Annotated in this window: 23 protein-coding genes; 13 read left to right on the forward strand and 10 right to left on the reverse strand. The window is 63.7% G+C overall.

The window, feature by feature from the left end; genetic code table 11:
- Window positions 1-41: 41 nt before the first annotated feature.
- The 4 genes from rpoH to ftsY form a co-directional block, all read right to left on the reverse strand.
- Window positions 42-896: an RNA polymerase sigma factor RpoH gene (gene rpoH, locus CF161_RS06785; RefSeq protein WP_020295823.1), complete on the reverse strand. Its 855-nt coding sequence runs from the start codon at window positions 894-896 to the stop codon at window positions 42-44.
- A gap of 113 nt (window positions 897-1009) precedes the next feature.
- Window positions 1010-2032, reverse strand: a complete 1023-nt coding sequence (gene ftsX / locus CF161_RS06790) for a permease-like cell division protein FtsX (RefSeq protein WP_020295824.1) — start codon at window positions 2030-2032, stop codon at window positions 1010-1012.
- Complete coding sequence (gene ftsE / locus CF161_RS06795; protein WP_020295825.1) at window positions 2029-2700, reverse strand: cell division ATP-binding protein FtsE; 672 nt, start codon at window positions 2698-2700, stop codon at window positions 2029-2031. Before ftsE ends, ftsX begins: the two co-directional genes overlap by 4 nt.
- Entirely contained in the window at window positions 2697-4193 is a 1497-nt protein-coding gene (gene ftsY / locus CF161_RS06800; RefSeq protein WP_020295826.1) for a signal recognition particle-docking protein FtsY, read from the reverse strand. The genes ftsE and ftsY overlap by 4 nt, the downstream gene beginning before the upstream one ends.
- Here ftsY and CF161_RS06805 point away from each other — a divergent pair.
- The 6 genes from CF161_RS06805 (at window position 4192) to CF161_RS06830 (ending at window position 9892) form a co-directional block, all read left to right on the forward strand.
- Window positions 4192-4386, forward strand: coding sequence for a hypothetical protein (locus CF161_RS06805; RefSeq protein ID WP_020295827.1), 195 nt, complete (start codon window positions 4192-4194; stop codon window positions 4384-4386). The two genes, ftsY and CF161_RS06805, sit on opposite strands and share 2 nt — an antisense overlap.
- Before the next feature lie 151 nt (window positions 4387-4537).
- The gene (locus CF161_RS06810) at window positions 4538-5893 is read left to right on the forward strand and encodes a pitrilysin family protein (RefSeq protein ID WP_020295828.1); all 1356 of its coding nucleotides are present in this window, start codon (window positions 4538-4540) and stop codon (window positions 5891-5893) included.
- Entirely contained in the window at window positions 5886-7379 is a 1494-nt protein-coding gene (locus tag CF161_RS06815) for a pitrilysin family protein (RefSeq protein ID WP_020295829.1), read from the forward strand. The genes CF161_RS06810 and CF161_RS06815 overlap by 8 nt, the downstream gene beginning before the upstream one ends.
- The gene (gene rsmD, locus CF161_RS06820; RefSeq protein ID WP_020295830.1) at window positions 7379-7999 is read left to right on the forward strand and encodes a 16S rRNA (guanine(966)-N(2))-methyltransferase RsmD; all 621 of its coding nucleotides are present in this window, start codon (window positions 7379-7381) and stop codon (window positions 7997-7999) included. The genes CF161_RS06815 and rsmD overlap by 1 nt, the downstream gene beginning before the upstream one ends.
- Before the next feature lie 58 nt (window positions 8000-8057).
- The gene (locus tag CF161_RS06825) at window positions 8058-9056 is read left to right on the forward strand and encodes a hydrolase (protein ID WP_020295831.1); all 999 of its coding nucleotides are present in this window, start codon (window positions 8058-8060) and stop codon (window positions 9054-9056) included.
- A gap of 2 nt (window positions 9057-9058) precedes the next feature.
- Window positions 9059-9892: an AraC family transcriptional regulator gene (locus tag CF161_RS06830; protein WP_020295832.1), complete on the forward strand. Its 834-nt coding sequence runs from the start codon at window positions 9059-9061 to the stop codon at window positions 9890-9892.
- A gap of 42 nt (window positions 9893-9934) precedes the next feature.
- On the opposite strand, the gene CF161_RS06835 is transcribed toward CF161_RS06830, so the two are convergent.
- Both CF161_RS06835 and CF161_RS06840 read right to left on the reverse strand, forming a co-directional pair.
- Window positions 9935-10789: a sulfurtransferase gene (locus CF161_RS06835; RefSeq protein WP_020295833.1), complete on the reverse strand. Its 855-nt coding sequence runs from the start codon at window positions 10787-10789 to the stop codon at window positions 9935-9937.
- Between the two features lie 34 nt (window positions 10790-10823).
- On the reverse strand, window positions 10824-11495 hold the full coding sequence (locus CF161_RS06840; RefSeq protein WP_020295834.1) for a TetR/AcrR family transcriptional regulator: 672 nt from the start codon (window positions 11493-11495) through the stop codon (window positions 10824-10826).
- Window positions 11496-11641: 146 nt separating this feature from the next.
- On the opposite strand from CF161_RS06840, the gene CF161_RS06845 reads away from it, so the two are divergent.
- The 5 genes from CF161_RS06845 to CF161_RS06865 all read left to right on the forward strand — a co-directional run bounded on the left by CF161_RS06845 (window position 11642) and on the right by CF161_RS06865 (window position 16254).
- On the forward strand, window positions 11642-13072 hold the full coding sequence (locus tag CF161_RS06845; RefSeq protein WP_020295835.1) for a coniferyl aldehyde dehydrogenase: 1431 nt from the start codon (window positions 11642-11644) through the stop codon (window positions 13070-13072).
- Between the two features lie 27 nt (window positions 13073-13099).
- Entirely contained in the window at window positions 13100-13645 is a 546-nt protein-coding gene (locus CF161_RS06850; RefSeq protein ID WP_043228798.1) for a hypothetical protein, read from the forward strand.
- Window positions 13646-13704: 59 nt separating this feature from the next.
- A complete protein-coding gene (locus CF161_RS06855) occupies window positions 13705-15300 on the forward strand; it encodes a GMC family oxidoreductase (protein WP_020295837.1) in 1596 nt (531 codons plus the stop codon).
- A 115-nt stretch (window positions 15301-15415) separates the two neighbouring features.
- Complete coding sequence (coaD, locus tag CF161_RS06860) at window positions 15416-15895, forward strand: pantetheine-phosphate adenylyltransferase (RefSeq protein WP_008019993.1); 480 nt, start codon at window positions 15416-15418, stop codon at window positions 15893-15895.
- A gap of 107 nt (window positions 15896-16002) precedes the next feature.
- Window positions 16003-16254 (forward strand): YfhL family 4Fe-4S dicluster ferredoxin, encoded by a 252-nt coding sequence (locus tag CF161_RS06865; RefSeq protein WP_020295838.1) that lies wholly within the window; start codon window positions 16003-16005, stop codon window positions 16252-16254.
- Between the two features lie 139 nt (window positions 16255-16393).
- Here CF161_RS06865 and mutM read toward each other — a convergent pair whose 3' ends face one another.
- Together mutM and CF161_RS06875 are read right to left on the reverse strand one after the other, a co-directional pair.
- Window positions 16394-17206 (reverse strand): bifunctional DNA-formamidopyrimidine glycosylase/DNA-(apurinic or apyrimidinic site) lyase, encoded by an 813-nt coding sequence (gene mutM, locus CF161_RS06870; protein ID WP_020295839.1) that lies wholly within the window; start codon window positions 17204-17206, stop codon window positions 16394-16396.
- Window positions 17207-17239: 33 nt separating this feature from the next.
- The gene (locus tag CF161_RS06875) at window positions 17240-18052 is read right to left on the reverse strand and encodes an HDOD domain-containing protein (protein WP_177326758.1); all 813 of its coding nucleotides are present in this window, start codon (window positions 18050-18052) and stop codon (window positions 17240-17242) included.
- A gap of 215 nt (window positions 18053-18267) precedes the next feature.
- Between CF161_RS06875 and CF161_RS06880 the strand changes: the two genes are divergently transcribed.
- Window positions 18268-19464: a class I SAM-dependent rRNA methyltransferase gene (locus tag CF161_RS06880; RefSeq protein WP_020295841.1), complete on the forward strand. Its 1197-nt coding sequence runs from the start codon at window positions 18268-18270 to the stop codon at window positions 19462-19464.
- A 242-nt stretch (window positions 19465-19706) separates the two neighbouring features.
- On the opposite strand, the gene CF161_RS06885 is transcribed toward CF161_RS06880, so the two are convergent.
- On the reverse strand, window positions 19707-21386 hold the full coding sequence (locus tag CF161_RS06885; protein ID WP_020295842.1) for a DUF4153 domain-containing protein: 1680 nt from the start codon (window positions 21384-21386) through the stop codon (window positions 19707-19709).
- Window positions 21387-21415: 29 nt separating this feature from the next.
- Complete coding sequence (locus CF161_RS06890; RefSeq protein ID WP_020295843.1) at window positions 21416-21994, reverse strand: hypothetical protein; 579 nt, start codon at window positions 21992-21994, stop codon at window positions 21416-21418.
- 298 nt (window positions 21995-22292) lie between these two features.
- Between CF161_RS06890 and ilvD the strand changes: the two genes are divergently transcribed.
- Window positions 22293-24134 carry a dihydroxy-acid dehydratase gene (gene ilvD, locus CF161_RS06895; protein ID WP_020295844.1) on the forward strand — a complete coding sequence of 614 codons (1842 nt, stop codon included), beginning with the start codon at window positions 22293-22295 and terminating at the stop codon, window positions 24132-24134.
- Window positions 24135-24195 lie beyond the last annotated feature (61 nt).

Raw genomic sequence — 24195 nt, forward strand, 5'->3', positions numbered from 1 at the left:
GCCCCGATCAATGACCGGGGCGTTTTTTATTGCGCCAGGGCTTACGCCGCAATCGACAGCTTCAGCTTGTTCATCGCGCTTTTCTCAAGCTGACGAATCCGCTCGGCCGACACGTTGTACTTCTGCGCCAAGTCGTGCAGCGTGGCTTTCTCTTCTGCCAGCCAGCGCTGGTAGAGGATGTCGCGGCTGCGGTCGTCCAGCACTTCCAGGGCTTCGTGCAGGTTGTGGTTGGAGTTGTCGCTCCAATCCGCATCCTCCAGTTGCCGCGCCGGGTCGTAGCGGTGGTCTTCCAGGTAGTTGGCTGGCGACTGGAACGCGCTGTCGTCATCCGCTTCGGCGGCTGGGTCAAACGCCATGTCCTGGCCAGTCAGGCGACTTTCCATCTCGCGCACTTCCCGCGGCTCGACGCCGAGGCTTTCCGCCACACGATGCACTTCTTCATTGTTCAGCCAGGCCAGACGTTTCTTCTGGCTGCGCAGATTGAAGAACAGCTTGCGCTGGGCCTTGGTGGTCGCGACTTTCACGATGCGCCAGTTGCGCAGGATGAACTCGTGAATTTCCGCCTTGATCCAGTGCACAGCAAAGGACACCAGGCGCACACCCATTTCCGGGTTGAAGCGCTTGACCGCCTTCATCAGGCCCACATTGCCTTCCTGAATCAGGTCAGCCTGGGCCAGACCGTAGCCGGAATAGCTACGGGCGATATGTACAACAAAACGCAGGTGGGCGAGCACCATCTGCCGAGCCGCCCCAAGATCCTGCTCATAGTAGAGACTCTCGGCCAGTTCACGCTCCTGCTCCGGTGTCAGCAGTGGAATGCTGTTCACGGTGTGCACATAGGCTTCCAGGTTTGCGCCTGGGACTAGGGCATAAGCAGGTTGCAAAGAAGTGGTCATACGAAAAAACCTCCGACTTACATAACTCGTGCAGTTCAGCACTGCGAAAATTGACCAGAAACCGAAGAACAAGTTCCCATAAATGCTGAAAGGTCAATACAAGCAAAAAGACATTACTTCGGCGCCAGTTCCCTGAGGTGTCGAGCGACCGCAATCCATGCACCGATATACCCTAACAGCACCGCGCCAAGCAAGAGAGACAGACCGTCGGCGGGCGGTACGCCCGCCAGGGCAAAATCACTGCCGTACAAACCGGCAAGCCCGACTACTGCGTCGTTCAGCCAATCAAGGCCAAACGCCAGCACCCCCCAGGACAGAAGCCCCGCACCGAAGCCATACAACGCGCCCATATAAAGGAAGGGACGCCGTACATAGCTGTCAGTGCCGCCGACGAGTTTAATCACTTCTATCTCTGTGCGGCGGTTTTCAATATGAAGACGAATGGTATTGCCTATCACCAAAAGTAATGCGGAAACCAGCAACACCGTCAGGCCGAAGACAAACCGGTCGCCCAGTTTGAGGATCGCCGCCAGGCGCTCGACCCACACCAGATCCAGTTGCGCCAATTGCACCTTGGGCATATCCGCCAGGCGCTGACGCAGGGCTTCCAGGGTGGCCTTGTCGACTTCATTCGGCGTCACCAGGACCACGCCCGGCAACGGGTTCTGCGGCAACTCCTTGAGCGCATCGCCCAGCCCGGACTGCTGCTGGAACTCTTCCAGGGCGCGGTCCTTGCTGATGAATTCGGCATCCGCCACGCCCGGCAAGCCCTTGATCTGCTCGCTGAGCTTCTCGCCTTCGGTGGCGCTGGCGTCGAGTTGCAGGTACAGGGAAATCTGCGCCGCCCGCTGCCACGAGCCACCGAGGCGCTCGACGTTGTTCAGCAGCAGCGACAGGCCCATTGGCAAGCTCAGGGCCACCGCCATCACCAGGCAGGTAAAGAAGCTGCCGATCGGTTGCTTGCCCAGGCGTCGCAGGCTATCGAGCAGGCTGGCGCGGTGGTTTTCGATCCAGGCATGCAGCTGGGTGCCGAAATCCGGGCCGTCGTCTTCATCGCGTTTTTTCTTCGAGGGTTGCGGATCGGAGGCTTTAGGCGCCACACGCTCGGCAACTTTCGGACTGCGAGTGGCACTCATACCCCGGCCTCCCCGTCGCCGATCAATCGGCCGCGTTGCAGGGTCAGCATGCGATGGCGCATGCGGGCGATCAGCGCCAGGTCGTGACTGGCAATCAGCACGCTGGTGCCCAGGCGGTTGATGTCTTCGAATACACCCATGATTTCAGCGGCCAGGCGCGGGTCGAGGTTACCCGTGGGTTCGTCCGCCAGCAGCAAGGCCGGACGGTGGACGATGGCGCGGGCGATACCGACGCGCTGCTGCTGACCGGTGGACAGGTCGCCGGGGTACAAATCGGTCTTGTCCGACAGCGCCACGCGCTCCAGGGCCGAATCCACCCGCTTGGCGATCTCGGCCTTGGACAGACCGAGAATCTGCAACGGCAGGGCCACGTTGTTGAACACCGTGCGATCGAACAATAACTGGTGATTCTGGAACACCACGCCGATCTGCCGACGCAGGTAAGGAATCTGTGCATTGCTGATGGTGCCCAGGTCCTGGCCGGCCAGCAGCAGCTTGCCGGTGGTCGGGCGCTCCATGGCCAGCAGCAGGCGCAGCAAAGTACTTTTACCGGCCCCGGAGTGGCCGGTGACAAACAGGAACTCGCCACGTCGCACTCGAAAGCTCAGCTCATGCAAGCCGACGTGACCGTTCGGGTAGCGTTTACCGACCTGTTCGAAACGAATCATGAACGCTCCCGCTCGGCAAACAGTGCCTGGACAAAGGGTTCTGCTTCAAAGGTACGCAAATCATCGATGCCTTCACCGACTCCGATATAACGGATCGGCAGGTTGAACTGCTTGGCCAGGGCGAAGATCACCCCGCCCTTGGCAGTGCCATCGAGCTTGGTCAGGGCCAGGCCGGTCAGTTCCACGGTCTGGTGGAACTGCTTGGCCTGGCTGATGGCGTTCTGCCCGGTGCCGGCGTCAAGCACCAGCAGCACTTCATGGGGCGCGTCTGCGTCCAGCTTGCCGATAACCCGGCGCACTTTCTTCAGCTCTTCCATCAGGTTGTCTTTGGTGTGCAGGCGGCCAGCGGTGTCGGCGATCAGCACATCGATGCCCCGGGCCTTGGCGGCCTGGACGGCGTCGAAGATCACCGAAGCCGAATCGGCGCCGGTGTGCTGGGCAATCACCGGGATCTTGTTGCGCTCGCCCCAGACCTGCAATTGCTCGACGGCAGCGGCGCGGAAGGTGTCGCCGGCGGCCAGCATGACTTTCTTGCCTTCCAGCTGCAGCTTCTTCGCCAGCTTGCCGATGGTGGTGGTCTTGCCGGCGCCGTTGACGCCGACCACCAGGATCACGAACGGCTTGTTCTGCGAGGCGATCTGCAACGGCTGCTCGACCGGTTTGAGCATGGCGGCCAGCTCGGCCTGCAAGGAGGTGTACAGCGCATCGACGTCGGTCAGCTGCTTGCGCGCGACCTTCTGGGTCAGGTTCTGGATGATCACCGAAGTGGCTTCAACGCCAACGTCGGCCGTCAGCAGGCGGGTCTCGATGTCTTCGAGCAGTTCGTCGTCGATGGTTTTCTTGCCCAGGAACAGGCTGGCCATGCCTTCGCCGATGCTGGCACTGGTCTTGGACAGGCCCTGTTTCAGGCGGGCGAAGAAACCGACTTTGGTTTCTGCCGGGCTGGCTGCGGGCTCGACCGCAACCGCAACCTCCACCGGCGCGGCCACGACTTCAACGACAGGTGCAGGTGCAGGTGCAGGAGGTTGCGGGGCCACGAAGACCGGTGCAACCGGCTCCGGCAGTGCAACTTCAGGCGCCGACAGCACCGGCTCTGGCTCAAATGCAGGGGCAACACTGGACGCCGGGGCCGGGATCGGCGGGCTGACATCAATGGCCTGCTCGTCTTCCACCAGGGCCACTGGCTCTTCCGCCACCGGCAGGGTCAGCCAGGGTTGGTGCTCGGGGGCGGGTGTCAGCGACAGTTCGGCGGCGGCAGGCTCAGGGGCAGGTTCGGCCAGCGGTTGCAGAATCGGCTCGGCCAGCGGCAGGATCACCGCCGTCGGCGCTGCAACCTCTGCTGCGGGCTGGGCAAGCGGCTCGGGAGCGGCTTCAGGAAGGGCTTGCGGCTGTTCGACGACGGTTTCCTGCGGTTTTTTGCGCAGCCATCCGAACAGGCTTTTTTTCTCGCCAGCCGGGGCTGGGGTCTTCTTGTCGTCGTTGGAACCAAACATGGAGGACGGCTATCTCAAGGTAGCGACGCGCCAAGGTGGCGCCTCGGTAAATAAATATTCGATGCAGAACAGACTGCGTTTAACCCAGCTTGTTCACGCGCAACATTTTGTTGAAGTGCCCACACGCACATCAAAGAACGATTTCACTCAGGACTGGAACGGTAAAATCGGCGAAAAAGCGAAGTTTAGCTGATAAAAACCGACCTTTAGCAGCAAACCCATACAACCTGATCCAGCACAAAGGCCCGATAGGCGTGGCCGCCGCTAAAACGGATCAGTATCCTAGCACCTCCTCGCCCGTACAGGCTAAGACCAAGCGGGCAGTCCAACAGGTTTAAAAACGAATGAATGCTCTAGCCCGCCGCGCTGCAGGCCTGCTGCTCAGCACAGTTTGTCTGCCCCTTTCAGCCCTGGCTGCCGATCCACAACCGACCCATGAATTCACCCTCGACAACGGCCTCAAGGTCGTCGTGCGCGAAGACCATCGTGCGCCTGTCGTGGTGTCCCAGGTCTGGTACAAGGTCGGCTCCAGCTACGAGACCCCGGGCCAGACCGGTTTGTCCCACGCCCTGGAACACATGATGTTCAAGGGCAGCGAAAAGGTCGGCCCCGGCGAAGCCTCGCTGATCCTGCGCGACCTCGGCGCCGAGGAAAACGCCTTCACCAGCGACGACTTCACCGCCTATTACCAGGTCCTGGCCCGCGACCGCCTGGGCGTGGCCTTCGAGCTGGAAGCCGACCGCATGGCCAGCCTGCGCCTGCCGCCCGACGAGTTCAGCCGCGAGATCGAAGTGATCAAGGAAGAACGCCGCCTGCGCACCGACGACAAGCCGATGTCCAAGGCTTACGAGCGGTTCAAGGCCATGGCCTACCCGGCCAGCGGTTATCACACGCCGACCATCGGCTGGATGGCCGACCTCAACCGGATGAAGGTCGAGGAGCTGCGCCACTGGTACCAGTCCTGGTATGTGCCGAACAACGCCACCCTGGTGGTGGTCGGCGATGTGACCCCGGACGAGGTGAAAACCCTGGCCCAGCGTTACTTCGGCCCGATCGCCAAACGTGACGTGCCACCGTCGAAGATCCCCCTGGAACTGGCCGAGCCGGGCGAGCGGCAGATCACCCTGCACGTGAAGACCCAGCTACCGAGCCTGATGCTGGCCTTCAACGTGCCGAGCATCGCCACCGCTGAAGACAAACGCTCGGTGCACGCCCTGCGCCTGATCTCGGCCCTGCTCGACGGCGGCTACAGCGGTCGCATCCCGACCCAACTGGAGCGCGGCGAAGAGCTGGTCTCCGGCGGCTCGTCGAGCTACGACGCCTACACCCGCGGCGACAGCCTGTTCATGCTCTCCGCGACCCCCAACAGCCAGAAGAAAAAGACCATCGCCCAGGCTGAAGCCGGGCTGTGGCGTCTGCTGGAGCAGCTGAAAACCACCCCACCGAGCGCCGAAGAACTGGAGCGTGTGCGGGCCCAGGTCATTGCCGGCCTGGTCTTCGAGCGTGACTCGATCACCAGCCAGGCCACCGCCATTGGCCAACTGGAAACCGTCGGCCTGTCCTGGAAGCTGATGGACACCGAACTGGCCGAATTGCAGGGCGTGACCCCGGAAGATATCCAGAAAGCTGCCCGTACCTACTTCACCCGCGAACGTCTGAGCGTTGCGCACGTACTGCCTGAGGAGTCCGCTCATGAGTAAGCGCAAGAACTCACGCCCGGCCCTGATCGGCCTGGTGCTCGTTGCCCTGGTCGGCGCCGCCGGCGTCTACCTGTACCCGCAAGGCGATTCCAAGGCCAGCCAGGCCCTGGACCAGGCCAAGTCGAGCCAGAAGCTGCAATCCCTGGCCGAGCTGGACGGCAAGGCCCCAAGCCACCGCAGCCTCAACGTGCAGACCTGGAACACCGCCGAAGGCGCCAACAAGGTGCTGTTCGTCGAAGCCCGTGAATTGCCGATGTTCGACATGCGCCTGATCTTCTCCGCCGGCAGCAGCCAGGACGGCAAGGCCCAGGGCCTGGCCCTGCTGACCAACGCCATGCTCAACGAAGGCGTGGCCGGCAAGGATGTGGGGGCGATTGCCCAGGGCTTTGAAAGCCTGGGGGCCGATTTTGGCAATGGCGCCTACAAGGACATGGCCGTGGCCTCGCTGCGCAGCCTGAGCGCTGTGGATAAACGCGAACCGGCACTGAAGCTGTTCGCCGAAGTGGTGGGCAAGCCGACCTTCCCTGCCGACTCCCTGGCGCGGATCAAGAACCAGATGCTCGCGGGCTTCGAATACCAGAAACAGAACCCCGGCAAGCTGGCGAGCCTGGAGCTGATGAAGCGCCTGTACGGCGAGCACCCTTACGCCCACTCCAGCGACGGCAACGCCCAAAGCATCCCGCCGATCACCCTGGAGCAACTGCGCGCGTTCCACGCCAAGGCCTATGCCGCCGGCAATGTGGTGATCGCCCTGGTCGGCGACCTTTCGCGCAGCGACGCCGAGGCCATTGCCGCGCAAGTCTCCAGCGCCCTGCCCAAAGGCCCGGCCCTGGCGAAGATCGCGCAACCGAGCGAGCCCAAGGCGAGCACCGGCCACATCGAGTTCCCGTCGAGCCAGACCAACCTGATGCTGGCCCAACTGGGCATCGACCGCGCCGACCCGGATTACGCCGCGCTGTCCATGGGCAACCAGATCCTCGGTGGCGGCGGTTTCGGCACCCGGCTGATGAGCGAAGTCCGCGAAAAACGCGGCCTGACCTACGGCGTCTACTCGGGCTTCACCCCGATGCAGGCCCGCGGTCCGTTTATGATCAACCTGCAAACCCGTGCCGAAATGAGCGAAGGCACTCTGAAACTGGTGCAGGACGTGCTGGCCGATTACCTGAAGACCGGCCCGACCGCCAAGGAACTCGAAGACGCCAAGCGCGAACTGGCCGGCAGCTTCCCGCTGTCCACCGCCAGCAACGCCGACATCGTCGGGCAACTGGGGGCCATGGGCTTCTATGACCTGCCGCTGAGCTACCTCGAAGACTTTATGCAGCAGTCCCAGAGCCTGACCGTGGAACAGGTCAAGACCGCCCTGAACAAACACCTGAGCGCCGACAAGATGGTGATCGTCAGCGCCGGCCCGACCGTCCCGCAAAAGCCGTTGCCGGCCCCCACTGACAAACCCGCCGAGCAACCGCTCGGGGTTCCGGAGCATTAATGGCCAGCCCATCGCGTCCCAGCAAAAAACCCGTGCACAACCAGCACAACGGCGTCGGCCACCTGCGCATCATCGGCGGTGAATGGCGCAGCCGGCGCCTGAGCTTCCCCGATGTGCCGGGCCTGCGCCCGACCCCGGACCGCGTGCGCGAGACCCTGTTCAACTGGCTCGCGCCCTATGTCGCCGGGGCCAAGGTGCTCGACCTGTTCGCCGGCAGCGGTGCGCTGTTCCTTGAGGCGCTGTCCCGTGGCGCCGCCATGGGCCAGGCCCTGGACAGCAGCAACGTCGCGGTGTCCAGCCTGCGCGAGCACCTGGGCACCCTGCGTTGCAGCGTCGGCCAGGTGCAGACCGCCGACGCCCTGCGCTACCTCGAAAGCCAGCCGGCCAGCGCCTTTGACCTGGTGTTCCTCGACCCGCCGTTCCACCAGAACCTACTGCCGACCGCCTGCGCCCTGCTTGAAGAGCGCAACTGGCTGGCCCCCGAGGCCTGGATCTACACCGAAAGCGAAAGCGCACCCTCGACCCTGGGCCTGCCGGCCAGCTGGCGCCTGCACCGTGAACAAAAATCCGGGCAAGTGCATTACGCGTTGTGGCACCGTATGGCAGAGATCGCCGGTTAAATCACCGGCCTGAACACGCTGCGCAGCCCGTCTGCGCAGCGCTGCATCGAGAATCAGCGTGCCTACATCGTCAGATCGCTTCACCCCCGCCTTCGGCCTCGGCAACCCGCACCTGCAAACGTTGTGGGGCCCGCTGTGGCGCAAAACCACACACCTGGAACGCGAACGCGAGCGCCTCTGGCTCGACGATGGCGACTTCCTCGACCTCGACTGGCATGGCCCCCATAACGCCCAGGCACCGCTGGTGCTGGTGCTGCATGGGCTGACCGGTTCCTCCAATTCGCCGTACGTGGCCGGGCTGCAAAAAGTCCTGGCCGACCAGGGCTGGGCCAGCGCCGCGCTGAACTGGCGTGGCTGCTCGGGCGAACCGAACCTGCTGCCGCGCAGCTACCACTCCGGCGCCAGCGAAGACCTGGCCGCCGCCATCGCCCATTTGCGCGCCAAGCGCCCACTGGCGCCGCTGTATGCCGTGGGCTACTCCCTGGGTGGCAATGTGCTGCTCAAGTACCTGGGGGAAAACGGCAGCGCCAGCCAGTTGCAGGGCGCGGTGGCGGTGTCGGTGCCGTTTCGCCTGGACCAGTGCGCCGACCGTATCGGCCAAGGGTTTTCCAAGGTCTACCAGGCGCACTTCATGCGCGAGATGCTGGCCTACATCAGGCACAAGCAGCGTCAGTTCCGACTCGACGAGCGCCATGAAGGCCTGGCCACCCTGGAGGGCCTGGGCTCCCTGGAGAACATGCGCACCTTCTGGGAGTTCGACGGCCGGGTCACCGCGCCGCTGCATGGTTTTGCCGATGCCGAGGACTATTACCGCCGCGCTTCCAGCCGCTACTTTCTCGGCGAGATCCGCACCCCGACCCTGATTATCCAGGCCGCCGACGACCCCTTCGTGTTCACCCACAGCCTGCCGCAGGCTGCCGAGCTGTCGGCCTGCACCCATTTCGAGCTGCAAGCCAAGGGCGGGCACGTGGGGTTTGTCGAGGGCTCGCTGAAGCGCCCCGGCTATTACCTGGAACGCCGCATTCCGCGCTGGCTGACCGCCCTGGATCACCCATAGCCATGGCAGCCTGCGGCGGCGAATCAATCCGTTTCTGGCAGACCGCGCCATTGGCCGGGGTCGAACTGCTGGCCGCGCGCTACATCGAGCAGCGTTTCGTGCCCCATGTGCACGACGGCTATGTGATTGGCATGATCATGGCCGGCGCCCAGCGCTACCGCTATCGCGGCGCCGAACACCTGGCGGCCAGCGGCACCCTGGTGCTGATCAACCCCGACGAACTGCACACCGGGGCCAAGGGCGCCGAGGACGGCTGGCTGTACCGGGCGTTTTATCCGGATAACCGCCAGATCCTGACCCTGCTCGACGAACTGGAGCTGCCCAGCGGCAGCCTGCCGGCATTTGGCGCGACCCTGTACCGCGACAGTGACCTGGTCAGCGGCTTCGCCCGCCTGCACCACTTGCTGGAAAGCCCGGCCACCGCCCTGCAGCAGCAGACCCAGTGGCGGGAAATGATGCTCCTGCTGTTGCAGCGCCACGCCGGGGTCAAGGCGCCCGGCGCACCGGGGCAGGAACACCGGGCCATCGTCCAGGCCAAGGAACTGCTGCGCTCACAGCTGGCGGCGCCCCCGTCACTGGAAGAACTGGCGGCGGCGGTGAATCTGTCGCCGTTCCACTTTGCCCGGGTGTTCCGCCGAGCCACCGGCATTCCGCCCCATACCTGGCTGATGCAGCAACGCATCGCCAAGGCCCGGGCCTTGTTGCGCGAGGGCTGCTTGCCGCTGGAGGTGGCGACTCAGTTGGGGTTTGCCGACCAGAGTCATCTCAGTCGGCAATTCAAGCAGGTGTATGGCGTGGCGCCGGCGGCGTACCGCAGTGCACTGCTGGGGAGCTGAAGCAGCGCACGCTGCAAGCAGATTTTGCGGCCCGACTGAGGCTTAGTCGCCTTTGGCGATGGCCCGCGTCGGGTCGGTGATCCATTCGCTCCAAGAGCCGGCGTACAGCTTGCCCAGGGGATAACCGGCCAGGCTCAGGGCAAACAGGTTGTGGCAGGCGGTGACACCGCTGCCGCAATACGCCACCAGATCGGTGGGAGAACGGCTGCCCAGTTGCGCGGCGAAACGCTGCTTGAGTTGCTCCGCCGGCAGGAAGCGCCCGTCGCTGTCGAGGTTCTCGCTGAAGGCCGCGCATTGCGCACCGGGAATATGCCCGGCCACCGGATCGATGGGCTCGACCTCACCGCGAAAACGCGGCTGGGCCCGGGCGTCGAGCAGGGTCAGGCCGGGCTGGCCCAGGCGCTGCTGCAACTGCTCGGCACTGAGCAGCAGCGAGTGGTCGGGGCTGCCGACAAAGCTTCCCGGGGTGCTCGGCGGCGCATCCAGGCTCAGGGGCAGGCCAGCGGCGTGCCAGGCTTTGAGGCCGCCATCGAGGATGAACACGCCCTCGCGCTTGCCAAGCCAGGCCAGCAACCACCAGGCCCGGGCGGCAAAAGCACCGGGGCCATCGTCGTAGAGCACGACGTCGCTGTCGGCATCGATGCCCCAGGCCTGCAACCGCGCCTGCAACGCCGCCGGTTCCGGCAGCGGATGACGCCCGGTCACGCCCTTGACCACCGGCCCGCTCAGGTCACGCTCAAGGTCGGCAAAATGTGCGCCGGCAATATGCCCCTCGGCATAGCTGCGCTGCCCGTAATCCGGGTCTTCCAGGGCAAAACGGCAATCCACTAGCACCAGGCCGGGCTGCTCTTTTCGCAGGTCCAGGGCAAGCGGGCTGATCAGTTGCGCAAGGGGCATAGCGGGCTCCTGTGATTCAAGTCGGTGGTAGATCCTACTGCACTTCTTCCAAGGCCTGGGCCAGTGGCACATAAAACTCGTCGAACAGGCCATCGACCGCCTCCCGCGCCTGATCGGTGACAAACCCGGCCTCCAGCACCAGCACCTGATAGACCCCGCGCTTGACGGCTTCCTCGCTCAAATGCGCGGAGTTTTCCCGGGTGGTGCAGAGAAAACGCACCCAGGACGTGAGGATGATCCAGGCGTTGAGGGTCAGGGACTCGATCTGCACCCGGTCCATGCGCAGGATCCCGGCTTCGACAAAACGCTGATAGATGGCAATGCCCTGAATCAGGCAACGCTGGGAGAAGCGCCGATAGCGCGCAGCCAGATCGCTGTCGCTGTCGAGCAGGTGTTCGAGGTCGCGGTGCAGGAAGCGGTAGCGCCACATGGCGGCCAGCAGCGCCTGCAAGTAATAGCGCTTGTCCTGCACGGTCATCGGCCGCCCCTGGGGCGGACGCAGGAAACTGTCGACCAGGGTTTCGTATTCGGCGAAGAGCACGGCGATGATCGCCTGCTTGTTCGGGAAGTGGTAGTACAGGTTCCCCGGCGAAATCTCCATGTGCGCCGCGATATGGTTGGTGCTGACGTTACGCTCGCCACTCTGGTTAAACAGGTCGAGGCTGTGCTGAACAATCCGTTCGCGGGTTTTTATTCGTGGGGCCATGGGCTTGGGCTTTAATCATTGAAAAGGCTGGCCGGCATCTTACGACCTATCCGAAGCGGGATAAATCAAAGCCGGCCGGGATGGCATTTGACAAGTTAGAGTATAAGCTCTAAAAACTAGCCACCCCCTAATAATCGGAGCCGTTCATGTCCGCCGAGATCGCCTACCTGCAGGAATCCCACTCGCAACTGGACGAGCTTCAACAGCTGTTTTGCGCCCAGCGCCAGGCCTATGCCGCCAACCCGATGCCGCCCGCCGCCCAGCGCCAGCAATGGCTAAAGAGCCTGCTGGAGCTGCTGAGCAACGAGCGCCAGGCGCTGATCGAAGCCATCAGCCAGGACTTCAGCCACCGCAGCGCCGATGAAACCCTGCTCGCCGAGCTGATGCCGAGCCTGCACGGCATTCATTACGCGCGTAAACACCTCAAGGGCTGGATGAAACCCTCCAGGCGCAAAGTCGGCCTGGCCTTCCAGCCCGCTTCGGCCAAAGTGGTTTACCAACCGCTGGGGGTGATCGGGGTGATCGTGCCCTGGAACTACCCGCTGTACCTGGCCATGGGCCCCCTGGTCGGTGCCCTGGCCGCCGGCAACCGGGTGATGCTCAAGCTCAGCGAATCGACGCCGGCCACCGGCCAGTTGCTCAAGCAATTGCTGGCCCGGGTTTTCCCTGAAGACCTGGTGTGCGTGGTGCTCGGCGAGGCTGAAGTGGGCATGGCCTTCTCCACGCTGCGTTTCGATCACTTGCTGTTCACCGGTGCCACCAGCATCGGCAAGCATGTGATGCGCGCCGCGGCGGAAAACCTCACGCCGGTGACCCTGGAACTGGGCGGCAAGTCCCCGGCCATTGTTTCCAGCGATGTGCCGCTCAAGGACGCTGCCGAACGCATCGCCTTCGGCAAGACCCTGAACGCCGGGCAAACCTGCGTCGCCCCCGATTACGTGCTGGTGCCGGAGGAGCGCATCGGCGCCTTTGTCGAGGCTTACCGTCAGGCCGTGCGCGGGTTCTTCCCGACCCTGGCGGACAACCCCGACTACACCGCGATCATCAATCAGCGCCAGGTGGCGCGGCTCAACAGCTACCTGAGCGACGCCACCAGCAAGGGCGCACTGCTGATCCCGCTGTTCGACCAGGGTCAGGAGCGGCGCATGGGCCACAGCCTGCTGCTCAATGTCAGCGACGACATGACCGTGATGCAGGATGAGATCTTCGGCCCGATCCTGCCCATCGTCCCGTATCAGACCCTCGACCAGGCCTTTGCCTACATCAACCAGCGGCCGCGCCCGTTGGCGCTGTACTACTTCGGCTACAACAAGGCCGAACAGAACCGCGTACTCGAACACACCCATTCCGGTGGCGTGTGCCTCAACGACACCCTGCTGCATGTGGCCCAGGACGACCTGCCCTTCGGCGGCATCGGCCCGTCCGGCATGGGCCACTACCACGGGCATGAAGGCTTCCTGACCTTCAGCAAGGCCAAGGGCGTGCTGATCAAGCAGCGGCTGAACGCGGCCCGGCTGATTTATCCACCCTATGGGAAGTCGATCCAGAAACTGATTCAGAAGATGTTCGTCCGCTAACCAGTCGATCGCCGGGTAACAATAACAATGACCCCTAGCCTGTCTGAATCACCCGCGCTGTCACGGCGCGGCTTGCTGAAAATCGGCCTCTGCGCCAGCGCCTTCCTCGCCACCGCCGGTCTGGGCGCCAGCCTCAGCGGCTGTTCTGCCAGTACCCCGGCCAGCGGCTTTGCGATGCTGCGCAGCAACGACCTGCCGTTCCTGCGGGCGCTGATCCCGGTGATGCTCGAAGGCGCCGTGGCTGCCGACAAGATGCCTGCCGCCATCGACGGCACCCTGGCCAGCCTGGACAACGCCCTCAACCATCTGTCGCCGGAGATGTTCAAGCTCACCCAGCAATTGTTCGACGTGCTGGGCATGGCCGTTACCCGTGGCCCGCTGACAGGGGTCTGGGGCAGTTGGGAAAACGCCAGCGCCGACGATATCCGCCACTTCCTCGGGCGCTGGGAAAACAGCCTGCTGTCCCTGCTGCGCATGGGCCATGCCTCATTGCTGCAATTGGTGATGATGGCCTGGTACACCCGCGCCGAGTCCTGGGCCCACTGCGGTTACCCCGGCCCGCCCAAGGTCTGATCGCCCCCCCGTAACTGCCGCCGCGCCCTTCCATAATAAGAAACGACAGAGAGCCTGATATGCCCGTACCCGATCTGTTCCGCGAAGGCCTGGCCCGCGGCTGGAAAACCTACAACGGCGCACAGCTGGAGCAAGACCTGACCCTGGAAGCCGACGTCGCCATCATCGGCAGCGGCGCAGGCGGCGGCACCACCGCGGAGATCCTCAGCGCCGCCGGCTACAAGGTCTTGCTGATCGAGGAAGGGCCGCTGAAAACCAGCAGCGATTTCAAGATGCTCGAAGACCAGGCCTACACCAGCCTCTATCAGGAAGGTATAGGGCGCATGAGCAAGGACGGCGCCATCACCATTCTTCAAGGCCGTGCCGTGGGCGGCACCACCCTGATCAACTGGACCTCGAGCTTTCGCACCCCGGACCCGACCCTGGAACACTGGGCCCGCGAGCACGAAGTCAAAGGCCACAGCGCCAGCGACATGGCGCCCTGGTTCGAAAAGATGGAGCAGCGCCTGGGGGTCGCGCCCTGGGCCATGCCGCCCAACGCCAACAACGACGTGATCCGCAACGGTTGCGAGAAGCTCGGCTACAGCTGGCACGTGATCCCGCGCAACGTGCGCGGCTGCTGGAACCTGGGCTACTGCGGCCTGGGCTGCCCGACCAACGCCAAACAATCGATGCTGGTGACCACTATCCCGTCCACCCTGGAGCACGGCGGCGAGCTGTTGTACCTGGCCCGCGCCGAGCGCCTGCAGATCAAGGGCGACCAGGTCACGGGCCTGCAATGCGTGGCCATGGACGAGCGCTGCGTGGCCCCTACCGGCCGCGTCATCACGGTCAAGGCCCGGCATTACGTGCTCGCCGGCGGCGGCATCAACAGCCCGGCCTTGCTCCTGCGCTCGGATGCACCCGACCCGCATTCGCGCCTGGGCAAGCGGACTTTCCTGCACCTGGTGAATTTTTCCGCGGGGCTGTTCGATGCGGTGATCAACCCGTTCTACGGGGCGCCGCAGTCGATCTACTCCGACCATTTCCAGTGGCTGGACGGCACCACCGGCAAAATGTCCTACAAGCTCGAAGTGCCGCCACTGCAACCGGCGCTGGCCAGCACCCTGCTGGGCGGTTTCGGCCCGCAAAGCGCGCTGAACATGGAACAACTGCCCCACACCCACGCCATGCTCGCGCTGCTGCGGGACGGCTTTCACCCGGACAGCACAGGCGGCAACGTCGAATTGCGCAGCGACGGCACCCCGGTGCTCGATTATCAGGTCTCGCCCTACGCCTGGGACGGCCTGCGCCGGGCCTTCCAGAGCATGGCCGAGATCCAGTTCGCCGGCGGCGCCAAGGCGGTGATGCCGCTGCACAGCGACGCGCGCTATGTGAAGACCCTGGCCGAGGCCAAGGCCCAGATCGACGGCCTGGACCTGGCGCTGTACCGCACGCGCCTGGGCAGCGCCCACGTGATGGGCGGCTGCGCCATGGGTGAAAACCCGAAAATCGCCGTCGCCGACAGCCTTGGGCGCCATCATCAATTGGCCAATCTGTCGATTCACGATGGCTCGCTGTTCCCCACCAGCATTGGCGCCAACCCCCAGTTGTCGGTCTATGGGCTGACCGCGCAACTGGCCACGGCCCTGGCTGAACGCTTGAAAACCGGGTGAAAAAGCTGATTATTCGCCACGTCTATAGTGCTTTCTTCCGTGACAGGCGACTTGGCCGACCGGAAAGGCTGCGATACCATCCGACTCCCCAACGGATTCCCGCCAGGACGACGCGATGAACCGAGTGTTGTACCCAGGTACCTTCGACCCTATTACCAAGGGCCATGGCGATCTGGTCGAACGCGCCTCGCGCCTGTTCGACCATGTGATCATTGCCGTCGCCGCCAGCCCCAAGAAGAACCCGCTATTCCCCCTGGAACAGCGTGTGGAGCTGGCCCGCGAGGTCACCAAACATTTGCCGAACGTTGAAGTCGTCGGTTTTTCGACGCTGCTTGCGCACTTCGCCAAGGAGCAGAACGCCAACGTATTCCTGCGTGGCCTACGGGCGGTCTCGGACTTCGAATACGAGTTCCAGCTGGCCAACATGAATCGCCAGCTGGCGCCGGATGTGGAGAGCCTATTTCTCACGCCGTCGGAACGTTATTCGTTCATTTCCTCGACGCTGGTCCGTGAAATCGCAGCCCTGGGCGGTGATATCACCAAGTTCGTCCATCCTGTCGTCGCCGACGCGCTGACCCTGCGCTTCAAGAAGTAACCCGGCGCCCCCCATCGCGCCCGCGTGCACTGCGGGCGCCAATGCGGCACAATTGCGCCCATTGGTTTTTCAAATGCCTGGGCCAGCCGCCCCGGCCGGAGTGCCCCATGTCCCTGATCATCACCGACGATTGCATCAATTGCGACGTCTGCGAACCCGAGTGCCCGAACGCCGCCATCTCCCAGGGCGAAGAGATCTACGTGATCGACCCCAACCTGTGCACCCAATGCGTTGGCCACTATGACGAGCCTCAGTGCCAGCAAGTGTGCCCGGTGGACTGCATCCCGCTGGACGAGGCACACCCCGAGACTGAAGAACAGTTGATGGCAAAATACCGGCAGATTACCGGCAAGGCGTGAGCTGAACCCGCCATCACCGCCCGCCTATTTCTTCAGGCGGATTGCAGGTTGAGGGTTTACGGCCGCTGCGCGCCCGAGCGGGAGCAAGCGCCCTCGCCACAGCAAGCGCCATAGCAAAAAACCTCGGTTGGCGAACGGCTCAGCTCTGGCAGCGTGGGCAATAGACGCTGGCTCGCTGGCCGAGCTTGATCTCGCGCAGGCCGGTGCCGCAGACCTTGCAGTTTTCCCCGCCGCGCCCGTAGACGAACAGCTCCTGCTGGAAATACCCCGGCTGGCCGTCACCGCCGATAAAGTCGCGCAGGGTGGTGCCGCCACGCTCGATGGCGGCGGCCAGGATGCGTTTGATCTCGATGGCCAGCTTCAGGTAGCGCGCCCGGGAAATGCTCTTGGCTTCGCGGCGCGGGTCGATGCCGGCGGCGAACAGCGCTTCGGTCGCGTAGATATTGCCGACCCCGACCACCACCGCGTTGTCCATGATGAACGGCTTGACCGCCATCGAGCGCGAGCGCGACAGCTGGAACAGGCGTTCGCCATCGAACAGGTCGGTCAGAGGCTCGGGCCCCAGCCGCAGCAGCAGTTCGTGATTGAGCGGGTCCTGGCTCCAGAGCATCGCGCCAAAGCGCCGCGGGTCGGTGTAGCGCAGGGCCAGCCCGGACTCCAGCTCGATGTCCACGTGCTCATGCTTGGCCGCCGGCAAGCCGACTTCCACCAGCCGCAGATTGCCCGACATGCCCAGGTGGCTGATCAGGGTGCCGACTTCGGCATTGATCAGCAGGTACTTGGCGCGCCGCTCCACCAGCACGATGCGCTGGCCCGAGAGGCGCACATCGAGGTCTTCCGGGATCGGCCAGCGCAGGCGCCGGTCACGCACGATCACCCGGCTGACGCGCTGCCCTTCCAGGTGCGGCGCGATACCGCGCCGGGTGGTTTCGACTTCGGGTAATTCGGGCATGGTCGCCTCAGGTGCTCGATACGGGATGAAAAATCAGTGCGCGCCCATTTCGCGAACGGTGGCCTTGAGGCTCTCGAAGTCGTAGTCGGACAGGCCGACATAATCGAGCACCAGGTGGCCGACGCTGTTCCATTCGTGGTCTTCGACCTGATTGCCCAGGACCCGATACGAGGAGCAGATGTGCTCGGCCATCTTCAGGATCGCCAGCAGGTTCTTCAGTTGGCTGTTGCGCGAAGACTCGTCGCTGAAAATCGCCAGGGCGTTGTGGTGATTGGCGATGGCGTTGGTCACGTGTTCCGGCAGGCGCCAGGACTTGGCGGTGTAATAACCGACCACCGCATGGTTGGTGTTGAACGCGGTGTTCTCGGTATCGACCACCCGGCTCTCGGGGCCGGCGTGGGCATAAGCCTGTTCGAGCACCGCCATGTAGTCGGGGAAGCGCTTGAGCATCAGCGGCACCCCGCAATCGTGGAACAGGCCCAGGGCGTAGGCTTCGTCGATCGCTTGCGAACCGGTGCGCTTGGCCAGGGTCAGGCAGGTCATCGCCACGTCCTGGGCGGTGTCCCAGAAGCGATTGAGGGTGACGATGGTTTCATCGCTCATCTCGCCCTTGATCGACTGCGCGTTGATCAGGTTGATAATCGAACGGCTGCCCAGCAGGTTCACCGCGCGCTGGATCGAGGCGATCTTGTTGCTCAGGCCGTAATACGGCGAGTTGACGATTTTCAGCAGTGCGCCAGACAAACCCGGGTCCTGGGAAATCAGCTTGGCGATCACCTCCAGGTCCGGATCGGGCATGTACTGCTCCATCTGCAGATCCACCATGATCTGCGGTTGAGGCGGCACGCTGATGCCTTGCAGGGCCTGCTGAATCTGTTCTTCGGAGAGTTCTGGAGACATGAGTGCACACTCTGGACTAGGCGGCGATTCTAACCTCTAAAAAGACGAATTTGGCCACTTGGGCAGGATCTTTACATAGCTGTGACACGCCGCAGGTCCAGCCAAACCCGCGCAAGCACGCTGACGGGTTATACTCGCGCCCTTTTTTCCGGAGCGACGTCATGTCCCTGCCAAGCCTGCGCCTCAAAGCCAACGCCGATCGCCGCCTGCGCGCCGGCCACCTGTGGGTCTACAGCAACGAAATCGATGTAGCCGCCACCCCGCTCCACGGGTTCAAGGCCGGTGATCAGGCGGTGCTGGAAGCCGCCGGCGGCAAGGCCCTGGGCATCGTTGCCATGAGCCCGAACAACCTGATCTGCGCGCGCCTGCTGTCCCGTGACGTCAAGCTGCCCCTGGACAAGTCGCTGCTGGTGCACCGCCTGAACGTCGCCCTGTCGCTGCGCGAGCGCCTGTTCGACAAGCCGTTCTACCGCCTGGTGTACGGCGACTCCGACCTGATGCCAGGCCTGGTGGTCGACCGTTTCGGCGACATCCTGGTGGTGCAGATCGCTTCGGCCACCATGGAAGCCCATAAGGACGACGTGATCGCCGCCCTGACTCAGGTGCTCAAGCCCAGCGGCATTCTGTTCAAGAACGACTCGGCGGCCCGTGACGCCGAAGGCCTGGAGCGCTACGTCGAAACCGTATTCGGCCTGGTCCCGGAATGGGTCGCCCTCGAAGAGAACGGCGTGAAGTTCGAAGCCCCGGTCATCCAGGGTCAGAAAACCGGTTGGTTCTACGACCACCGCATGAACCGCGCCCGCCTGGCCCCTTATGCCAAGGGCAAGCGCGTGCTCGACCTGTACAGCTACATCGGCGGCTGGGGCGTGCAGGCGGCAGCCTTTGGCGCCAGCGAAGTGTTCTGCGTCGATGCCTCGGCCTTCGCCCTCGACGGCGTCGAGCGCAACGCCGCGCTGAACGGCTTTGCCGAGAAAATGACCTGCATCGAAGGCGACGTCTTTGAAGCCCTGAAAGAACTGAAAGCCAGCGAAGAGCGTTTCGACGTGATCGTGGCCGACCCACCGGCCTTCATCAAACGCAAGAAAGACATGAAGAACGGCGAAGGCGCCTACCGCCGCCTGAACGAGCAAGCCATGCGCCTGCTGAGCAAGGACGGGATTCTGATCAGCGCCTCGTGCTCGATGCACCTGCCCGAGGACGACCTGCAGAACATCCTCCTGACCAGCGCTCGCCACCTGGACCGCAATATCCAGCTGCTGGAGCGTGGCGGCCAAGGCCCGGACCACCCGGTGCACCCGGCTATCGCCGAAACCCGCTACATCAAGAGCATCACCTGCCGCCTGCTGCCTAACAGCTGAGTGCAGTGAAGACAAAAATCCCGGCCATGTGCCGGGATTTTTTATTCAGGGGCAAACACTTCCTGTGGCGAGGGAGCTTGCTCCCGCTGGGCCGCAAAGCGGCCCCAAAACCCGCCACCGCGAACGCTCAGACAGATCGCGGAATCAGGCTTTATGGCTCGCGCCCCGGAACATTGGCCGCTCCATCGGGAGCAAGCTCCCTCGCCACAGATAGAGCGTTCACCGTCCACCTCAGCCAACCCTCAGCGGCTGGGAATCTGCCGCCAGTCCAGTTCCACACCGTCGATCCGCAGGGTCTTGTAGCGCTGGCGCACCGGTTTGACCTTGCCCTCGCGAATCTGCCGGATCAGCTGCGGCGCATCGCTGATGCCAGAGAGCACTCCCGCATGCCGCCATTCGCCCTTGCCCTGATCCGCACGGGCGTACATCGCCGCCGACGACGCCCAGCTCTGCTTTTCGATCAGCAGCACTTCGTCGACACCATCGTCATCCAGATCCACCGCCCAGGCCGCGCAGCCGGGGGGATTGCAGTCGTTATGGGTGGTCAGCAGCTCGATCAGTTGCTGGCTGCCATCGGGCACCGGGCCCAGCCAATAGAGTTTCGGCGTCAGGTAGTCGTGCGGCTGGTCCTTGATCGAGACCGACTCCAGCAACTCCAGCAACTGCGCCCTGCCCGGCTCATCCAGGATCTGCCCCTGGCGCGCCTGCGCCAGCAACCCGTCGAACTGCTCGCGACCCGGCGCCCCCAGCTTCTGCCGCAGGCTCCGGGCATCGAACTCGGCCACCGGCGTACGCCCATCCAATAGACGCTGCACCTGGTTACGGGCACTGAAGGCCTGCGGGTCGAGCACCGGGGTGAACATCAACAACAGCACCAAAAAGCTCAGCAGGGCGATCCAGGGGTTGCTGCGGCTCAGGCTACCGAGCCACACCGAGTGCCGGGCAAACACTGCCCACAACGCCGCCAGGCTGTGGACCAGGGCCACGGCCACCAGCAGCAACGCCAGAAAGCGCCATGGGGTCAGGCCGTATTGATCGATCCGCAACCAACTCGAATAGCCCCCCATCGCCACCAACAACGGCAGGCAGCACAGGCTGGCGTTGATCAGGATTTTCAGCGCCTTGGCGTAGCCGGCATCCTGCTGGCCGTCCTGGAACACGCCATTGAGCAAAAACAGGGTGCACGCCACCAGGCTCAGCAAAATGTGCGTCGAGTAGCCGGTGCTCCAGATCGGCTGCAGACCGGTGAACACCAGGGCCAGGGTGAAGACCACGGTGATCAGCGCACACAGCGGCAGCAGGTAGCGGCACACGGTCAGCAAGATGCCGCGCAGCAGGCCGATGACCTTTTGGTTTTCCCGCCCCATGCGCATGCCCAGGGAGAAAAACAGCGGCAGGCTGAAACACAGGAAGTACGACGAGGTGAACAGGTCGCCGAGCTGGGGCATGCCGAGGATGCTGAACAGACGGCCGCACAGCCACAGCAACAGGCTGAAGGCCAGGGTCACCAGCAGCGCCAGGAGCACGATAAACCCGTTGTTCCAGGCGTGGCGGAACAGGTCTTGATAACGCGGGCGACCGCCCTCGCGCGTCGGCCAACTGAGGACGAACGCGGTGCCGATATAGGCCAGCACCAGGCCCGTGAACGGCCACAGACTCCACATCCAGCCGTAGGCATCGCGGATCAGCACCCAGCTGGACATTCCGGCCAGCAACAGGCTCAGGCCAACGACCAGTACCCAGGTGCCACGCTCGCGCACGTCACTGCCGAGCAGTTGCAGGTTGATCCCGGCCACCACCGCCAGGGTGCGGACGAAGGTGTAGAGCTCAGCCTGGTGATAGAACAGGCTGGCGCTGAGCAGCAGCCCCTGGACCAGGGCGATGGCGATATAGAACAACAGGGAGCGATTCAACACGGGCATGGCAAATCCTTTTGTGGAGACAGGCAGCGCTAGCAGGTCGCCGCGAGGGTGTTGCGGCGTAGCAGCATGTTCAGGCACAGGCCGATCAGGAACAGGCCCAGGGAGAACGCCAGGGTCGGCCCGGCAAAGAACACCAGCGCCTCCCAACCGCCCTTGAACGGGTCGCGGTAATGGCTGCTGGTCCAGGTTTTGAACAGGGCCTGGGCGAGCCAGGGCAAGGGCAAGGCCAGCGCCACCCCTAACCCATGACCGAAGAAGCGCCGCCAGAAGTGCGCCAGCCCCGGCAACACGGCAGCACTGATCAGGGTCAGCAGGACCAGCCCCGCCGTCACGCTGCTGAGCACCCAGGAGGTCAACGGCAGCTCGCGACACGCCAGCACCAGCCCCGTCACCACCAGGCCCAGGCCCGCCGCCGCCAGCCAGGTCAGCCCCTGGCCGCGACGTTCCGGCAGCAGTTGCAACAGGCCGCCGCCCATCAACAGCCCTGCGCTGCTCGCGACCATGACCTCGCCGGATACGGTGTTGGAGAGCCAGATACCCATCAACAGCACACCCTGGGCCAGCCCTACCGCCAGGTAAAATCTCAAGGTTCGAAGGGTCGCAGACATTCCAGTTCCATTGGAGAGTGATCGAAGGGCGCGCAGTCTAACCCAGCGCCCCATCGCCCGGCAGCAGGCAATCGCACGCCGCAGAGCGGCCACAACGTTCCTTCCTGACGCCAGCGGTGTAGAATCGCCAGATTCATCGCCAGTCATCCCCCGGCGGGTTTATGAGTTCAGGCTGAGGCGCGCGGCGATCCCGCAGTGTCATCAGCAGCTTTAGGACACACGGCCATTTCTGAGTGTTCCCAAGGTCAATAGAAGCTCACTCCCCTTTTGATACCTGATTAGCCGCCCGGAGTGCTCCATGCCTGATTACCGCTCGAAAACATCCACCCATGGCCGCAACATGGCCGGCGCCCGCGCACTGTGGCGCGCCACGGGGATGAAAGATGACGACTTCAAGAAGCCGATCATCGCCATTGCCAACTCCTTCACCCAGTTCGTCCCGGGCCATGTGCACCTGAAGGACCTGGGCCAGCTGGTTGCCCGCGAGATCGAACGTGCCGGCGGCGTGGCCAAGGAATTCAACACCATCGCCGTGGACGACGGCATCGCCATGGGCCATGACGGCATGCTGTATTCCCTGCCGAGCCGCGAGATCATCGCCGACTCCGTGGAATACATGGTCAACGCCCACTGCGCCGACGCCATCGTCTGCATCTCCAACTGCGACAAGATCACCCCCGGCATGCTGATGGCCGCCCTGCGCCTGAACATCCCGGTGATCTTCGTCTCCGGCGGCCCGATGGAAGCCGGCAAGACCAAGCTCGCCAGCCACGGCCTCGACCTGGTCGACGCCATGGTGATCGCCGCCGATTCCAGCGCTTCTGACGAGAAGGTCGCGGAATACGAGCGCAGCGCCTGCCCGACCTGCGGTTCGTGCTCCGGCATGTTCACCGCCAACTCGATGAACTGCCTGGTGGAAGCCCTGGGTCTGGCGTTGCCGGGCAACGGTTCGACCCTGGCCACCCACAGTGACCGCGAGCAGCTGTTCCTGCAGGCCGGTCGTACCATCGTCGAGCTGTGCAAGCGCTACTACGGCGACAACGATGTGTCGGTGCTGCCGCGCAACATCGCCAACTTCAAGGCGTTTGAAAACGCCATGACCCTGGACATCGCCATGGGCGGTTCCACCAACACCATCCTGCACTTGCTGGCCGCGGCCCAGGAAGCCGAGATCGATTTCGACCTGCGCGACATCGACCGTCTGTCGCGCCACGTGCCACAACTGTGCAAAGTCGCGCCGAACATCCAGAAGTACCACATGGAAGACGTGCACCGCGCCGGCGGGATCTTCTCGATCCTCGGCTCCCTGGCCCGTGGCGGCCTGCTGCACACCGACCTGCCGACCGTGCACAGCGCCTCCATGGCCGAAGGCATCGCCAAGTGGGACATCACCCAGACCACCGACGAAGCCGTGCATCACTTCTTCAAGGCTGGCCCGGCAGGCATCCCGACCCAGACCGCGTTCAGCCAGTCGACCCGTTGGGAAACCCTGGACGACGACCGTGAAAACGGCTGCATCCGCAGTGTCGAGCACGCCTACTCGCAAGAAGGCGGCCTGGCCGTGCTCTACGGCAACATCGCCCTGGACGGCTGCGTGGTGAAAACCGCCGGCGTCGACGAGTCGATCCACGTCTTCGAAGGCAACGCCAAGATCTTCGAAAGCCAGGACAGCGCCGTGCGCGGCATCCTCGCCGACGAAGTGAAAGCCGGCGACATCGTGATCATCCGTTACGAAGGCCCGAAAGGCGGCCCGGGCATGCAGGAAATGCTCTATCCGACCTCCTACCTGAAGTCCAAGGGCCTGGGCAAAGCCTGCGCCCTGCTGACCGACGGCCGCTTCTCCGGCGGCACCTCGGGCCTGTCCATCGGCCACGCTTCGCCTGAAGCGGCGGCTGGCGGCGCCATTGGCCTGGTGCAGGATGGCGACAAAGTGCTGATCGACATCCCCAACCGCTCGATCAACCTGTTGGTCAGCGACGAAGAACTGGCAGCACGCCGCGCCGAGCAGGACAAGAAAGGCTGGAAACCGGTTGAAGTGCGGCCACGTAAAGTGACCACCGCCCTGAAAGCCTACGCCCTGCTCGCCACCAGCGCCGACAAGGGCGCGGTACGCAACAAGGCCATGCTCGACGGGCTGTGATACTGACCGTTGAATAAAAATGCCCCGCCAAGTGCGGGGCATTTTTTTGTCCGTTACCCAG

Source organism: Pseudomonas sp. CF161 (assembly GCF_000416215.1).
GTDB lineage: Bacteria > Pseudomonadota > Gammaproteobacteria > Pseudomonadales > Pseudomonadaceae > Aquipseudomonas.

What these genes read in the sequence shown, in the direction of transcription:
- rpoH (WP_020295823.1), bottom strand. Translation starts at nt 896, where the DNA reads ATGACCACTTCTTTGCAACCTGCTTATGCCCTAGTCCCAGGCGCAAAC.
- ftsX (WP_020295824.1), bottom strand. Translation starts at nt 2,032, where the DNA reads ATGAGTGCCACTCGCAGTCCGAAAGTTGCCGAGCGTGTGGCGCCTAAA.
- ftsE (WP_020295825.1), bottom strand. Translation starts at nt 2,700, where the DNA reads ATGATTCGTTTCGAACAGGTCGGTAAACGCTACCCGAACGGTCACGTC.
- CF161_RS06805 (WP_020295827.1), top strand. Translation starts at nt 4,192, where the DNA reads ATGGAGGACGGCTATCTCAAGGTAGCGACGCGCCAAGGTGGCGCCTCG.
- ftsY (WP_020295826.1), bottom strand. Translation starts at nt 4,193, where the DNA reads ATGTTTGGTTCCAACGACGACAAGAAGACCCCAGCCCCGGCTGGCGAG.
- CF161_RS06810 (WP_020295828.1), top strand. Translation starts at nt 4,538, where the DNA reads ATGAATGCTCTAGCCCGCCGCGCTGCAGGCCTGCTGCTCAGCACAGTT.
- CF161_RS06815 (WP_020295829.1), top strand. Translation starts at nt 5,886, where the DNA reads ATGAGTAAGCGCAAGAACTCACGCCCGGCCCTGATCGGCCTGGTGCTC.
- rsmD (WP_020295830.1), top strand. Translation starts at nt 7,379, where the DNA reads ATGGCCAGCCCATCGCGTCCCAGCAAAAAACCCGTGCACAACCAGCAC.
- CF161_RS06830 (WP_020295832.1), top strand. Translation starts at nt 9,059, where the DNA reads ATGGCAGCCTGCGGCGGCGAATCAATCCGTTTCTGGCAGACCGCGCCA.
- CF161_RS06835 (WP_020295833.1), bottom strand. Translation starts at nt 10,789, where the DNA reads ATGCCCCTTGCGCAACTGATCAGCCCGCTTGCCCTGGACCTGCGAAAA.
- CF161_RS06840 (WP_020295834.1), bottom strand. Translation starts at nt 11,495, where the DNA reads ATGGCCCCACGAATAAAAACCCGCGAACGGATTGTTCAGCACAGCCTC.
- CF161_RS06845 (WP_020295835.1), top strand. Translation starts at nt 11,642, where the DNA reads ATGTCCGCCGAGATCGCCTACCTGCAGGAATCCCACTCGCAACTGGAC.
- CF161_RS06850 (WP_043228798.1), top strand. Translation starts at nt 13,100, where the DNA reads ATGACCCCTAGCCTGTCTGAATCACCCGCGCTGTCACGGCGCGGCTTG.
- CF161_RS06855 (WP_020295837.1), top strand. Translation starts at nt 13,705, where the DNA reads ATGCCCGTACCCGATCTGTTCCGCGAAGGCCTGGCCCGCGGCTGGAAA.
- coaD (WP_008019993.1), top strand. Translation starts at nt 15,416, where the DNA reads ATGAACCGAGTGTTGTACCCAGGTACCTTCGACCCTATTACCAAGGGC.
- CF161_RS06865 (WP_020295838.1), top strand. Translation starts at nt 16,003, where the DNA reads ATGTCCCTGATCATCACCGACGATTGCATCAATTGCGACGTCTGCGAA.
- mutM (WP_020295839.1), bottom strand. Translation starts at nt 17,206, where the DNA reads ATGCCCGAATTACCCGAAGTCGAAACCACCCGGCGCGGTATCGCGCCG.
- CF161_RS06880 (WP_020295841.1), top strand. Translation starts at nt 18,268, where the DNA reads ATGTCCCTGCCAAGCCTGCGCCTCAAAGCCAACGCCGATCGCCGCCTG.
- CF161_RS06885 (WP_020295842.1), bottom strand. Translation starts at nt 21,386, where the DNA reads ATGCCCGTGTTGAATCGCTCCCTGTTGTTCTATATCGCCATCGCCCTG.
- CF161_RS06890 (WP_020295843.1), bottom strand. Translation starts at nt 21,994, where the DNA reads ATGTCTGCGACCCTTCGAACCTTGAGATTTTACCTGGCGGTAGGGCTG.
- ilvD (WP_020295844.1), top strand. Translation starts at nt 22,293, where the DNA reads ATGCCTGATTACCGCTCGAAAACATCCACCCATGGCCGCAACATGGCC.